Origin of the sequence: Novosphingobium pentaromativorans US6-1 (genome assembly GCF_000767465.1) — a bacterium.
GTDB classification, from domain to species: domain Bacteria; phylum Pseudomonadota; class Alphaproteobacteria; order Sphingomonadales; family Sphingomonadaceae; genus Novosphingobium; species Novosphingobium pentaromativorans.
This window is the reverse complement of the sequence record NZ_CP009291.1, coordinates 1,727,297-1,741,378: the sequence shown is the minus strand read 5'-3', so window position 1 is coordinate 1,741,378 and position 14,082 is coordinate 1,727,297. Positions and strand designations below refer to the sequence as shown.

Sequence of the window (14,082 nt, the reverse complement as noted above, 5' to 3'; positions counted from 1 at the left end):
CGGGCTACGTTCCGCCGTTCCATAGGTGGCGCATTGTCGAATCCCAAATTCTGGTGCCGATGGTGGCCAAAGTCGCCGGAATTTGACTTTCAACCTGACGCGGGGCAGCACGTCTTCACCGCTCCTTGCACAAAATTTCCCGATGGACAGTTATGGACGACTTTGACGCGCGCCGCGCTTCGCTTGATCTGGTTACGGCGTTTGTGAACAACAACAAGCTCAGCGCTGCCGAGCTGCCGACATTGCTGGGCGATGTATTCAAGGCGATTTCCGGCTTTGAAGTTCAGGCCGGAGAAACCGTCGAGCCGGAAGGCAAGCAGGCCGAGATTGTTGCTGAACCCGAGGCCGCACCTGCGCCTGAAACAAAGCCCGCGGCAACACCGGCTGCACCGGCAAAGGCCACAAAAACGAAAGCCTCGGCACCCAAGCCCGCGCCAAAGGCTTCAGCTGCCAATACACCTGCGGTGTCGATCGAGGAATCGCTGGCCGATCCGAATGTCATCGTTTCGCTGATCACGGGCGAGAAATTCAAAATGCTGAGGCGGCACCTGACCAAACACGGTCTGACCGAGGCCGAATACAAAGCCCGCTTCAACCTGCCCGATGACTATCCGATGGTTGCGCCGGCTTACGTCGCGCTACGCCGCGATGTGGCGACCAGGATGCACGCCAGTGCCAAGGATGCCGGTGCAGGGGACAAGGCCGTGGAAGCACCGGCACCTGAAGTCACGGAAGAAGTTGCCACGCCGATCAAAGCGAAGGCTGTTTCCAAAAAGAGCGCCTCGAAGAAGAAGGTGGCTTCGCCCAAGAAGGCTGCCGGCGCGGAAACTGCTGCCCCCCCGATAGCGCCGGCCCGGCAATCTCGAGTTAAGGCTGCCGCCGCCAGTGCCGCACCGGTAAATGCCGCCGATGCCGTCCCGGCACCTGTGGAAACCCCGAACGCCAGCCCGGCACCGGCGTCCGAGGCTATACCTCAGACGGAGCAGGCAAAGGCAGTCGAAACGCCAAAGAAGGCCGCAGCCAAAAAGCCGGCCCCCAAACGGCGTATGGCAAGGCAACCGGCGGCGGAGACCACTACTGTAACTCCGGCTCCGGTCGAAGCATCCGAGGCCACCGAAGCCAGTTCAGCGGTCGCACCTGTTGCGACCAAGCCGACAAAGGGCAGATCCAGAAAGTCCAGAGGTGGGGCTGCGATGTCCGAGGACGGTGCCAAGGCCAAGCCCGCCCGCAAGGAGCGCAAGACGCTGACACCGGCCTATCGCTGAATAGCCGGCGAGCCACAGATCGGCGCGGCAAGTCCTAATAATCCCCGAAGCCCTGCAGGTCGGTCACGATCGGCCTGCAGGGCGCTTGTATTCTAGTGGGGTAATTAGGCTGAGTACGCGAGTTGCGGCGGTTGCGAGACCGGCCAACTCTCAAGCCCCCGACCAACCTGCCACCGGAACTCACCGGTAGTCGGACATGGCTTCGGAAATCTGGAGGAGGTGAGGGGGAAGGGCATGTTCCGTTCGGGGAGCCGCCATGCCCACATCGTCCATTATTCACCCCTATCGAGATCTGGAAAGCGAGGCGGCCGATCTCGTCAAACGGCTTGGCGGGACCTGGACGCCGGACGGCGGAATGTGCCGGTGCCCGGCGCACAATGACCGCACGCCCAGCCTGTCGGTGAGGGTGGGCAGGACAGCCCTGTTGTTCAAATGCTTCGCAGGTTGCGAGACCATCGATGTCATGCGGGCAATCCGGGGGCTCGACATGAGCATCCCTGCTGGTGGCCAGCGGCTCGCCGGATCACCCAGCTCGCCCCACAGCCCGGTTTGGCTCCGGCGACGAGCACAGGACTTGTGGGACGAAGCCCTGCCGATCGCGGGAACACCGGCCCAGACCTACCTCCGCCGCCGCGCGATCCCGCTGACGCCGCCCGTCTTGCGATATCACCCCCGCACGCCGCTTGGGAGAGGAAAGCTGGCGGCATTCCGTCCCGCCATGCTCGCCGCAATCCACGAAGATGACCGCCTCGTCGCGCTCCAGCGGACGTTCCTCGACGCACAGGAACCGCGCCGCGCCCGTGACCTTGCCCATCCGCGCCGCTCTCTTGCCCAACCGGGCCGAGGCGCTGTCAGTCTCGCACCGGCGACTGAGGTGCTGAGCCTTGCCGAAGGGGTGGAATCCGCTCTTTCAGTCATGCTCCTGCTGGGCATCCCGGTCTGGGCAACGCTCGGCAGCGAACGGTTCCCTTACGTCGCTGTGCCGGAAACCGTCACCCGTCTGATCCTGCTACCCGACAACGATCGAGCCGGGCGCATCGGTGCATCCAAGGCCAGCGAGGCCCATGTCGTGCCAGGCCGCACCATCGAGACGATCTGGCCGCCCGCAGGCTTCAACGATTGGAATGACTTGCTGCGGTCAAGGAGGAAGGGGGTGGGGAAGAAGACGCGGCAAGCGGCCTGAATGGTCGGGCCTCGTCCGCCAGGAGAATATCCATGTCCCAGCCCATCATCTTCGTCTCGGCCTCAAAACTGACGAAGTCGCCGAGCAACGTGCGCAAGATGAGCGATCCCGAGGCCGATGCTCAGCTCGAAGCCAGTATCGTCGCGCGAGGCGTGATCCAGAACCTTATCGGCCTGCCAGTCACGCGCAAGAAAGGCCATTATCGGATCACTGCAGGCGGCCGCCGCCTCGATGCCGTCCACCGCGCAATCGAAAAAGGCGACCTCGCCGCCGATACCGAACTGCCGGTCATGGTCGTTGCCGAGGCCAACGACGCCATCGAAATCAGCCTCTCGGAAAACTTCTTCAAGCTCTCAATGTCGCCTGCCGATGCCTGCCGCGCCTTTCAGGATATCATCGAGACCGAGAAGAAGACGCCTGCCGACATAGCCAAGCGTTTCGGTCTCACCGAGCGCTTCGTGCTCGGCCGCTTGCGGCTGGCCAATCTTGCCGAACCGGTCTTCGAGGCTCTGCGCGAAGGCGAGATCACGCTCGATGTTGCAATGGCCTACGCCAGCACATCGGACACCGCACGACAGGCCTCGGTGTTCGAGCAACTGGGGCAGGGCTACTACCGCAGCAACCTCAGCGAAATCCGCCGTCAGCTTGCCTCGGGCGGCTATCGCGGCAGCGACCCCAAGGCGCTGCTGGTGGGCCGGGAAGCCTACGTTGCCTCTGGCGGCCGGATCGATGCCGATCTCTTTTCCGACGTGGAAAGCGAAATGTGGATCGACGGCGATATCCTCGATCACCTCGCCGAGGAAAAGCTTACCGCCGCAGCCGAAGCGATCCGGACACGCGAAGGCTATGCCCAGATCCGCGCGGTTCCGGCTTCCCACATTCCCTACACCGAGACCTATTCCCTGCGCCATGTCGATGGGGAACTGCCGCCGCTCACGGCGGAGCAGGAAGCGCGCTGCGAGGCGATCCAGTCCGAGATCGAGGCAATCGGAGAGACGGCCGACGACGAGGATGGCGAGGGTTACACCGCGGACGATGAAGCCCGCGTCCAGGCACTCGAGGCGGAATACGAGGCGATCCAGAATCGGGTCCCCATCCTCACCGATGAGCAGAAGGCGTCCTCGCTCGCCTACGTGGTGATCGGCCGTGATGGCCAGCCCAGGGTTCACGAACAGCTTTACGTCGCGCCAGTCGAAGAGCCGGCGGGCGACGACGAGGGCATCGGGATCGACGGCGGCGATGACCAAGATGGTGAGGACGCTCAGGCGGATGCCGCATCCAGGCCCGCGCACAGCCAGCGTCTCATCGACGAACTGGCCATGATGAAGACGGAGATGCTGGCGGTTCATGTCGCGAGCGATCCGCGTTTCGCCCTGGACCTCGGAACCTTCATCATGGCCGATGCGGCAACCCGGCTCTACGGCGGCATGGAACTCGCCAGCGACCTGCGTGCCCGGGTGCCGAGCCCGCGCGTTTCCAACTTCGAGAGCGGCACGCAGGCAGCCGAGGAATGGGCACGGATCGAGGGTTCCCTCGACCGTAGCTGGTGCGATCACGACGATGTTCGTATGCGCTACGATGCCTTCTGCGCGCTTCCCGAGGAAGCCATCGCGGCCTGGCTGGGATGGGCGGTAGCGCGCACGATCGACGCCGTACCAGCTGGCGCAACGGGCAGTGCGTTCATCGATCATTTGGGCACAAAGCTGGATATCGATGTCGCGGCCTGGTGGCGGCCGACGGCCCGGAACTACTTCGACCGCATCACCAAGCCGGCGATCCTCGATCTGTTTGACGAAGTTGGCGGCGGCGAACTTCGCCAGCGTTACGGCGCCTCGAAGAAGCATGACCTTGCCGCCTCGGCCGAGAAGCTGTTTGCCGGCGACATTCTGGTCGAGTCCGACATCAAGGAACGGGCATTGGCCTGGCTGCCCGATGCCATGCGCTTCGCGCCGCTCGACGCTGCCGACAGCACGGACCTCGCTTCGGATGACAACGCGACCGACGCGCCGAGCAGTGAACCGGAATTGAAAACCGGTCCCGGCGTCAAAGCAGAACCGAACCCGGCTGACGAGGACGACAGCGATCCGATCGCCGCAGCCGCCTGAACTCGACTGAACCCTCCTCACGGGGCTGCGGCAATCATGCCGTGGCCCCGTTTCCTTGCGTCCCGCTCACACTGACCGAGGGGGAAAGGAGGGATGGGCAAGGCGGCGGAAGAGACGCCTGTTCTATCCAAGGATCACCTCGATGAACCTCCCACTTCTCGATCTCGCCGGGGCCGATGGCGCTGCCGGTACCACCAAGGCTGACAAACTGCTTGTCGTCGCCAGGGCCGTGGCCGACAGGCTGTCACGGTCTCATCCCATTTCCCGCCGAAACCTTAATCAGCTGATGGCCGAGACGTTCGGCGCATCGGACGCCAACGGCGCCTGGTCGATGCGCGATGCCTATGATGCGCTCGAGACGTCGCAGGTCCTATTGCTGCGTCGCAAGGACTGGGAGACGCTGCATAGTGACGATCCTTGTGCCATGTTTGCAGCGCTTCTCGCCTTGCAGAAGAGCCTGCCGACACAGACCTACCGGTCCGAAGCCCAGATCGATCTGCAGCAGTTCAGCACACCGCTAGCCCTGGCCTGGCTAGCAGCCAAGGCAGCGCGAATTGTGCCGTCGGACCTCGTGCTCGAACCTTCGGCGGGGACCGGCATGCTCGCGGTGCATGCGGCGCGGGCCAGTGCGCGGCTGCTCCTCAACGAACGCGATCCCGGCCGTGCCGCATTGCTGGGCAGGGCGATGGCCCGCGAGGTCACCACGCATGATGCCGAGTTCATTCACGACAAACTGCCCGCTGGCGTTTCACCCGACGTCATTCTGATCAACCCGCCATTCAGCCGCAGCGAGGGGCGCGGCGCCGATCGTCACGCCGGCGCGCGCCATCTGCGATCGGCACTTCTGCGGCTCGGCCATGGCGGGCGCTGCGTGGCGATCATGCCGCCGGGTTTCGCCTGTGATGGCAGCGCTTCGGCGGGATACACCGCAGTGGCCGAGGTTGCGCCGCCGCGCATGGAACTGACGATCCTGGGCAGCCCTTTCGCCAAACATGGCACAAGCATCGCGGTGCGTCTGCTTGTTTACGACAAGGGCTGGGCGGGGCCGGTGGAGCGCCATACTGTCCATACGCTGGAAGAGGCCTTGCCAGTCATTCTGGCACTGCCGCCCCGGCTTGATCCCTCGCCGACACTGCCACCTGCGGCGGCACTGCCGCAACCGCCAGCGCGTGCCGCAGCGCGGCCTGCCGCCTCGCCCTTGTTCTCGGGGCTCGCATCGCCACGCCGCACCGTCCCCCGGCGAGATCCGCGCGTCGATGATGCGGCGAAACCGCTCGAATATGCAGTCCGCGAGACGCCGCTGCCAGCGGGCGATCCCGTCGGCATCTACGTGCCCTGGCGGCTTTCCCGCATCGCAATCCCGGGAGCGGCTGCGCATCCCGACCAGCTTGTGGAATCGCTTGCCATGGCTTCGGTCCTGCCGCCGGCCCCCTGCTATCGGCCCATGCTGCAGGCGCGCGCCCTTGCCGCGCTTTCCGATGCGCAGCTTGAAACCGTTATCCAGGCCGGCGAGGCATTCGAGCGCGATCTGCCGGGCGCCTTCATTCCCAACGAGGCGGGCGATCAACTGGCCGAGGCCGCGGACGGGCATGTCTATCGTACCGGGTATTTCATTGGCGACGGTACCGGTGTCGGCAAGGGGCGCGAAGTTGCCGCTGCAATCCTCGATCAGTGGAACCGGCGACGCCGCAAGGCTGTATGGATCTCGCTTGCCTCCGGCCTCATCGAGGACGCCCGCCGCGACTGGGCGGCGCTGGGCGGCCTTCCCATTGATATCCAGCCGCTCGATGCCTTCCCGCTTGGCAAGCCGATTGCCATGACCAGCGGCATCCTGTTCCTGACATACGCGACCTTGCGCTCCTCGCGCCACGACGAGGCCTCGCGGCTCCAGCAAATCCGCACCTGGCTGGGCGAGGACTTCGAAGGCATGCTGGTGTTCGACGAGGCGCACGCCATGGCCAATGCGGCGGGAACCGAGACCGAGTTCGGCGCGGCCAAGGGTTCCGAACAGGGTCTTGCCGGCGTGCGCCTGCAGCACGCGCTGCCGCGCGCACGCGTGCTCTATGTTTCCGCGACCGGCGCCACCGATCCAGCGAACCTGTGCTACGCCGCGCGTCTCGGGCTGTGGGGACCGGGTACGGCCTTTCGTGACCGGGCCGGGTTCATGGCGGCGATGGAGGACGGCGGCATTGCCGCCATGGAAATCGTCGCACGCGATCTGAAAGCCATGGGGCTCTATACCGCCCGGGCTCTCAGCTTTGCCGGCGTCGAATACGAGGCCCTCGAACACAAGCTGACGCCGGACCAGATCGCGATCTATGATGCTTACGCGGACGCCTGGGCGATCTTATGAGCAGCTGCGCATAAGATCGTTTATCGCGAGGAAGCGATAATGCGCAGGAACGCGGCGTAGTCGCGGAATTTCCGTTATCTGGCGCAAATTTGCTGCGCATTATTTTGGTTGCGAACCTCGGCGGTCTCTGGACCAACCGAGGAGACAATCATGTTGAAGTTGCACGATGAGCTGATCGCCAAGCTCACGAATTTCCTGACGGAGCGAAATTACAATCCCGTGGTGGTTGCGAACCATCGCCTCTATGCTCGTGCGTTTCTCGATTACCTGGCCGAATGCGATATCCGGGTGGAATCCGTGACGCCCGGGCAGGTCGATCAGTATTTCCACTATGCGATCGAGGATTTTCAGGCCCGGTATGGCCGGGATCCCAGCCCACGCTGGCACAAGCTGCCGCGCACGGCGATTTCCAAGCTGCTTCGGCTTGCCCAGGGCAAATGGCCTCCCGAACCGGAACTGACCGGACCCGACGCGGCGTTCCGCCATGCGATCTGCTGCGAATACGAGGCATGGCTGCGCGACGAACGCGGTCTGGCGAGTGCGAGCATTGCGGCGGCGATGTGGGAGGCACGAAACTTCCTGCGCTGGCAGTTCGATCGCGGCGGCGGAGCTGGTCTCGCAACACTGAATGTCAGGGATGTCGATCTCTACATGGACATGCGCGGGCCTGGCCTGCGGCGCAAGTCACTGGCGGATGTTGCGGAGCGGCTCCGCTCGGTGGTCCGCTATCTGCACCGGACGGGTCGTATCCCGACCGATCTCACCCCGCACATCATCGGTCCCATGCTCTACGCCTATGAAGATGTGCCCTCGACGCTGGACACGGAGCAAATCGCGGCGGTGCTGGCAGCTGCGAAGACGGACCTGTCGCCGCGAGGGCTGCGCGATCATGCGATACTTCAGCTGCTTGCGACATATGGCCTGCGCGAAGGCGAAATCTGTCGCCTGCGCCTTGAGGACGTGAACTGGCGCGAAGAATCCCTGCATATCCGCCACACCAAGACCAATGCGCATTCCGCCATGCCGCTCCTGGCGCCGGTTGGCGAGGCGCTGTTCGATTACCTTCGCCATGGGCGGCCCCGGACCGAAGCGCGGGAGGTCTTCGTCCGGTCCTGCGCGCCCTATATCGCGATGACGAACCTGTATGGCATGGTCAGGGGACGGTTGTCGGCCGCAGGCGTCGAACCGCCCGGGAAGCGGGGACCGCATGTGTTCCGTCACGCCCGTGCGGTTGAAATGCTGCGGGCGTCGGTCCCGCAAAAGATTATCGGCGACGTGCTCGGGCATCGATCCACCGAATCCACCAATACTTATCTCAAACTGGCAACAGATGATCTCCGAGCCGTGGCACTCGATGTGCCTGGAATGGAGGTGCTGTCATGAGCGCCTGGCACGATCCCGATCGCACCGTCGTCGACGCCTTCCTGGTAAAATCGCAGTTCCGGCCGGGAAGCGTACCGACCTATCGCTGGTTCCTTCGCACCTTCGAAGATGTTGCCCGCCGGCATCCGGCGGTGGACCGGCAGATGCTCGAGGCCTGGCTGAAGGAAATGGCAAGACGCTGGCGAATGTCGACATTGCTGAACCAGGTCTGCATCGTCGATCGCTTCCTTGACCACCTCGCCGAAATCGGACTGATCGCCGACAATCCCATTGTCGCGCTTCGCCGTCGGTACAACGTCAAACACAGCAAGCCGATCTGGCGCGCGCTGGCGTCGTCCAATCCCGATGAGGAACTCGCCGCGTTGCGACAGCCTGCACCCTTCGGCAGCGTGCTGGGCGACTTCATGCGCGATCATGTCGCGCTGATGCACAGCCGGGGCTATCAGTATGAAACGCAGGGCCACTGGATATTGCGGTTCGACCGGTTCCTTCAGGCGAACCCCGAACTTGCCGGGTCATCGCTTGAAACCATGCTGGCGTGCTGGAAGGCGGCCAAACCAACTCGCAATCACGCGGCTGAATGCCAGAAGCTCGGGCGCCTCCTGACCAAGGCGCGGCATCGCCTCGATCCCGGCATCCCGCCGAAACGCTTTGACGCCCGGCCCGAACGGGAAGTGGCGCGAGAACATCGGCGGCCGCATATCTTCAGCCCGTCCGATGTCCGGAACATGCTCAATGTTGCCCGTTCCTACCCGTCGCCAAATGCACCGCTGCGACCGATGGTCCTCTACACCATGGTGCTTCTGGCCTATTGTGCCGGTCTGCGCCGCAGCGAACTCGCCAGACTCGATCTGGGCGACGTGGACTTCCAGTCGGGCACGATCACGATCCGGCAAACGAAGTTCTACAAGACCCGGATCCTGCCATTGACAGGCAGCGTCCTCGCCGAACTGCGCGCCTATATCGATGCAAGGCAGCGCGCAGGTGCGCCGCAAAATCCGGAATCAGGTCTGTTCTGGCACGGGCACTTCAATGATCGCTACACGCCGCGGTCTGTCTCGACGATGATCACCGATGTCATGCGCCGCGCCGGGTTCAAGGCCCCGACCGGGCGAACGGGGCCGCGCGTTCACGATCTGCGCCATTCGATGGTCGTCAACCGGATACTCCAATGGTACCGGGCCGGCGTCAATCCGCAGGACAAGCTGCACTTCCTCTCCACCTACATGGGCCACCGGGATATCAACTCCACGCTGGTCTACATCACCGTCACGCAGGATCTGCTGCAGGAAGCAAGCGAACGCTTCCGTGCCGTCGGCGCCCGATGCCTCACCATGGAGGCGCGGCCATGACGAGAAGCGACCCGTTCCCCTCTCTGTTGCGGGCGTTCTTCCAGGAATGGCTGGTCGAGCAACGCAGTGCTTCGGTCCATACGATCCGGTCCTATCGTGACACCTGGCGGCTGTTGCTGCGCTTTATCGCCGAGCGAAAAGGCGGCGGGGTCGCGCGAGTCGCACTGGCCGATATCTCTGCCGACGAGGTGCGCGCGTTCCTCCACCATACCGAACATGGGCGCGGGTCCACGATCGGCACGCGTAACTGCCGGCTCGCCGCGATCCGCAGCTTCTTCAGCTTCGTGGCGGACAGGAATCCGGAATATGTCGCGCAATGCGCAGAGGTTCTGACCGTACCGCTCAAGCGGGAACCGACATCCGCGCCGTGCTATCTCGAGCCGGCGGAAGTCGAGGCGATTCTCGCCCAACCCGATCGGAGCACTGTCGCGGGAATGCGCGACCATGCGTTGCTCTCGTTCCTGTACAACAGCGGCGCGCGGATCCAGGAAGCGCTTGATCTGTGCCCCGACGCGATCCGGTTCGATGCACCCCACTGCGCTCGCCTCAATGGCAAGGGGCGCAAGGAACGGATCTGTCCGCTCTGGCCGGAAACCGTGACGTTGATCGAAAAGTTACTGGAACGCCAACCGCGTGCGCCAGACGAGCGCATCTTCGTCAACCGATATGGCAAGCCGCTGGGCGCGTCGGGCGTGCGGTTCAAACTCGCCGCCTATGTTGACGAGGCAGCCAAGGCTGTGCCGTCGCTCCGGTCCAAGCATGTGACGCCGCACAGCTTCCGGCACGCAACCGCCGTCCACCTTGTAGCAGCCGGAGTGGACATTACCGTTATCCGCAGTTGGCTGGGGCATGTCAGCCTCGACACGACCAACCACTACGCACAGGCCAATCTCGAGACCAAGCGAAAGGCGCTGGAACAGGTGGGTGCGCCGGCGGCGAGCAACGTACCCCCTTCGTGGAAACGGGATGCCAGCCTGATGGAGTGGCTCGACACCCTGTGAAATAATGCGCAGGAAATGCCGTAATGTTCCGCAGTCTGGCGGGGCCTACGCCGCGTTCCTGCGCATTATCGCTTCCTCGCGATAAGGAATCATACATCAGCACTTGGACGAGGCCCTGAAAGCCACCGGCGTCGTCGATCGCATGTCGGGCGATACCCTGAACGCGCAGGCCAAGGGTTCGGCGCTCTCCCGGTTCGAAAGTGCCAAGCAGCGTTTCTTCAGCCAGGTGCTCCTGTCGATGAAGATGCCGAGCCTGATCCGGGCGATCGAAACCGAAGTCGCGACCGGCCATGCCGCCGTCGTGCAACTGGTGACGACGGGGGAAGCCGTCCTTGAACGGCGCCTGTCGGGCCTCTCGGCGCAGGAGCGCGCGCATCTCGCTGTGGACGTTTCGCCCAGGGACGGGCTTGTGGATTACCTCAGGAATGCCTTTCCGACCCGGCAGATGCGGGTATTCACGGCCAGCGATGGCACCGCCCGTTCCGAACTGATGGTCGACGAACACGGCGCGCCGGTGCCGTGCCGCGAAGCCATGGCTGCGCGCGACGATCTGATCGAGCAGCTGTGCGGCATGCCGCCCATTCCCGCTGCGCTCGATGCCTTGATCGCCCACTTCGGCAAGGATGCAGTCGCTGAAGTGACTGGCCGGACCAAACGCATTGTTCTCGATCCGCACGGCAACCAGAAACTGGAAACGCGCAGCCCCGGCGCGCGCAAGGCTGACAGCGATGCCTTCATGGCCGGCCGCAAGCCGATTCTCGCCTTTTCCGATGCCGGCGGCACGGGGCGTTCCTACCACGCTGACCTGGGCAGCGGCAGCGCCGGGAAACGCCGCATTCACTTCCTGCTCGAACCGGGCTGGAAGGCGGCAAGCGCCATCCAGGGGCTCGGGCGCACCCATCGTACTAACCAGGCCAGTGCGCCGGTCTTCCGTCCCGTTACCACCGACTGCAAGGGCGAGCGACGGTTCATCAGTACCATCGCACGGCGGCTCGACAGCCTGGGGGCACTGACGCGCGGCCAGCGCCAGACTGGCGGGCAGAACCTCTTCAACCCGGCTGACAGCCTCGAAAGTACCTATGCCCGCGAAGCCCTGACCCAGTGGTATCACCTGCTGCACGCCGGCAAGCTTTCCAGCACAACACTTCCCGACTTTACGAACATGACCGGTCTCAAGCTGGTCGAGGATGATAGCGGCGCTCTGCTGGAGCGCCTACCGCCGATCCAGCGCTGGCTCAATCGCATCCTGGCGCTCAGAATCGCGGCGCAGAATGCCATTTTCGAGGAATATGGCGGGCTCATCCAGGCCCGTATCGATGCCGCGCGCGAGGCGGGCACGCTCGATCTGGGCGTCGAGACCATTGTCGCCGAACGGGTCGTGCCGCTTGGGGAGCAGGTCTTGCGCACGGATCCCGTCACCGGTGCGCAGACACGCCTGCTGCGCCTCGAACTTCACACCAAACCGCGCACCATGTCATGGGCGCGGCTCACGCGCATGTGGGAAGGCACCGAGGGCGTTGCCTGGCTGCGGAACGGCCGCTCGGGCAAGGTCGCGCTGCGCGTTCCCTCCTGGTCGATCACCGATGACGAGGGGCGCCCGGTGCCCATGTGCCAACTGGTCCGGCCCACAGGAAGCGAACGCCTGTCCGCGCATGCCCTGGAGGGCACCCACTGGCAGCCGATCGAGCAGGATGCGTTCCGCACATTGTGGGAGACCGAAGTGACGGCAGCCTCGGCCCAGCTTGATGTCGAGACCATCAGCCTGGCGACCGGGCTCCTGCTGCCGGTCTGGCACAAGCTCCCATCGGACGATGTTCGGGTCTGGAGGATTACCGACAGGACCAGCGAAGCATTGCTCGGCCGGATCGTTATGCCGGCCGCCGTCGAGAAACTTCAGGCCGAGTTTGGCCTTGCAGCATCCGTGCGCCTGACGCCGGCCGAACTGATTGCTGCCGCGCGAAGCGACGGCGGTGTGCCTGTTCCCGGGCTCGACGGCGTTCGCCTGGCCTCGGTCTTCGTCAACAACAGCCGCCGCCTGGAACTGCGCGGTGCCGGTCCCGGCGACCGGGACTGGCTCAAGGCGCGGGGCTGCTTCACCGAGGTGATCCAGTACACCACGCGCATTTTCGTGCCCCTCGATCGGGCTGAAGAGGTCCTTTCCGCGATATCGCAAGGGTTCTCGGCTCCGGCATCCGCACCATCACGCCCTGGCTCGTGAAGGGAGTGGGGGGAGGGTAGGTGCGCCCGGTTGGCCGGGCGCGCATTTCAGAACCTCAAATATGGAGAACCCAGATGGCTGACCGGGCAAGTGCATCGATCCTCATCGGCGGTGTGATCCCTCATGTGTGTATTTCTGGCCTGTTCGAAGCGATTGACCGCGACGGAGGGCGCGCCGACTGGGAAGGCGAGCCACTCGATCCTGCATCGCTGCGTCCCGGCGAGACCCTCGCGGCCTTCGCCTATGCGCAGCCCGGCGGCATGTTCGAGTGGACCGAGCAGTTCTGCGAAGACCATGGCATCGCCTTTGTACGCGATTCCGGCAGCTGCAGCGGTGTTTTCGGACCTGAGCGCGTGGTCTTTACCGGCACCGGCACGCCCGCACAGTTCGACATGACCGAGAACGAGGAAATCGTCCTTGCCCACAGCATGATCTGCGCGCTTGGAACCATGGAGGCGATCGAAGCATGGTTCGAAAGCGCGGAATTCCAGCCCCCGCCAGTCACCATCGCAGGCGGCCCTGCATGCATCGACGTGAATGGGGAAACGGACAATGGCTGACACCTACATCCAAGGCAGTTTCTCCTTCAGTTGCACCCATGCCGAACTGGCGCTGATCGAGGAGGCATTCGAGGCGAGCTACGCCTTCATGGCCGAAGACACCCCCAAGGATCCATCGCCGGAGTTTTTGGCCGCCTTTCCGCCGGTCAATCCGGACGAGCCGTGGAGCGGGTTTCTTGCCATCTTTGCCGATCCGGATTTTCCGGACTTTGGCGTGGAATTCGCAGCCGAAAACCCGCGTGACCGTCCGGAACTATCCACCGTCTGCCTCTATTCGACCACTGACTTCCAGCCGGATGCTCTCGCGCAGCTGATCCGGCATTGCTGCCAGGAAACCCTGCGTCAGGCGCCCATCGGGTTCGAATGGGCATGCAGTTGCTCTCGTCCCAAGGTGGGTGAATTCGGGGGCGGGGCCTGCGCGATCTTTGCCGATGGTATGGTCTTCAAGACCACAGGCGCCGTGCTGAATGACATGCTGTCGCGAAAATCTCATGCAGCCACTGCCGCTGAAAGCCGCAATGGCTGGAGCGAGGATCCCGAATATCCCATCGCCGATTGGCAGGCCGAAGTGGCCAATGACGACACCCGGCTCGGGTACTGGGCCTGGGTAGCCGCGGGCCGCGTCTGACACTCCTTCTTACTCAATGAAAAAGGACACGATG

At 63.9% G+C, this 14,082-nt stretch carries 10 protein-coding genes; all 10 read left to right on the top strand.

Annotated elements, in window-relative coordinates; translation table 11 throughout:
- Positions 1-152: 152 nt before the first annotated feature.
- A complete protein-coding gene (locus tag JI59_RS08020; protein WP_007013272.1) occupies positions 153-1,265 on the top strand; it encodes a MucR family transcriptional regulator in 1,113 nt (370 codons plus the stop codon).
- A gap of 256 nt (positions 1,266-1,521) precedes the next feature.
- The gene (locus JI59_RS08015) at positions 1,522-2,448 is read left to right on the top strand and encodes a DUF7146 domain-containing protein (RefSeq protein WP_007013273.1); all 927 of its coding nucleotides are present in this window, start codon (positions 1,522-1,524) and stop codon (positions 2,446-2,448) included.
- Between the two features lie 32 nt (positions 2,449-2,480).
- Positions 2,481-4,553 (top strand): ParB/RepB/Spo0J family partition protein, encoded by a 2,073-nt coding sequence (locus tag JI59_RS08010; protein WP_007013274.1) that lies wholly within the window; start codon positions 2,481-2,483, stop codon positions 4,551-4,553.
- A 142-nt stretch (positions 4,554-4,695) separates the two neighbouring features.
- Positions 4,696-6,906: a strawberry notch-like NTP hydrolase domain-containing protein gene (locus tag JI59_RS08005; RefSeq protein WP_007013275.1), complete on the top strand. Its 2,211-nt coding sequence runs from the start codon at positions 4,696-4,698 to the stop codon at positions 6,904-6,906.
- 150 nt (positions 6,907-7,056) lie between these two features.
- Positions 7,057-8,289: a site-specific integrase gene (locus tag JI59_RS08000; RefSeq protein WP_004212848.1), complete on the top strand. Its 1,233-nt coding sequence runs from the start codon at positions 7,057-7,059 to the stop codon at positions 8,287-8,289.
- A complete protein-coding gene (locus JI59_RS07995; RefSeq protein WP_007015939.1) occupies positions 8,286-9,641 on the top strand; it encodes a tyrosine-type recombinase/integrase in 1,356 nt (451 codons plus the stop codon). Before JI59_RS08000 ends, JI59_RS07995 begins: the two co-directional genes overlap by 4 nt.
- On the top strand, positions 9,638-10,642 hold the full coding sequence (locus JI59_RS07990; RefSeq protein ID WP_007015940.1) for a tyrosine-type recombinase/integrase: 1,005 nt from the start codon (positions 9,638-9,640) through the stop codon (positions 10,640-10,642). Before JI59_RS07995 ends, JI59_RS07990 begins: the two co-directional genes overlap by 4 nt.
- 103 nt (positions 10,643-10,745) lie before the next feature.
- Positions 10,746-12,860, top strand: coding sequence for a strawberry notch C-terminal domain-containing protein (locus JI59_RS07985; protein WP_007013276.1), 2,115 nt, complete (start codon positions 10,746-10,748; stop codon positions 12,858-12,860).
- A 74-nt stretch (positions 12,861-12,934) separates the two neighbouring features.
- Positions 12,935-13,420, top strand: coding sequence for a hypothetical protein (locus JI59_RS07980; RefSeq protein ID WP_007013277.1), 486 nt, complete (start codon positions 12,935-12,937; stop codon positions 13,418-13,420).
- Positions 13,413-14,048: a hypothetical protein gene (locus JI59_RS07975; protein WP_038575790.1), complete on the top strand. Its 636-nt coding sequence runs from the start codon at positions 13,413-13,415 to the stop codon at positions 14,046-14,048. Before JI59_RS07980 ends, JI59_RS07975 begins: the two co-directional genes overlap by 8 nt.
- Positions 14,049-14,082: the final 34 nt, after the last annotated feature.

Bases quoted from the DNA above. Each gene is read 5' to 3' on its own strand.
- JI59_RS08020 (WP_007013272.1), top strand. From the start codon at position 153: ATGGACGACTTTGACGCGCGCCGCGCTTCGCTTGATCTGGTTACGGCG.
- JI59_RS08015 (WP_007013273.1), top strand. From the start codon at position 1,522: ATGCCCACATCGTCCATTATTCACCCCTATCGAGATCTGGAAAGCGAG.
- JI59_RS08010 (WP_007013274.1), top strand. From the start codon at position 2,481: ATGTCCCAGCCCATCATCTTCGTCTCGGCCTCAAAACTGACGAAGTCG.
- JI59_RS08005 (WP_007013275.1), top strand. From the start codon at position 4,696: ATGAACCTCCCACTTCTCGATCTCGCCGGGGCCGATGGCGCTGCCGGT.
- JI59_RS08000 (WP_004212848.1), top strand. From the start codon at position 7,057: ATGTTGAAGTTGCACGATGAGCTGATCGCCAAGCTCACGAATTTCCTG.
- JI59_RS07995 (WP_007015939.1), top strand. From the start codon at position 8,286: ATGAGCGCCTGGCACGATCCCGATCGCACCGTCGTCGACGCCTTCCTG.
- JI59_RS07990 (WP_007015940.1), top strand. From the start codon at position 9,638: ATGACGAGAAGCGACCCGTTCCCCTCTCTGTTGCGGGCGTTCTTCCAG.
- JI59_RS07980 (WP_007013277.1), top strand. From the start codon at position 12,935: ATGGCTGACCGGGCAAGTGCATCGATCCTCATCGGCGGTGTGATCCCT.
- JI59_RS07975 (WP_038575790.1), top strand. From the start codon at position 13,413: ATGGCTGACACCTACATCCAAGGCAGTTTCTCCTTCAGTTGCACCCAT.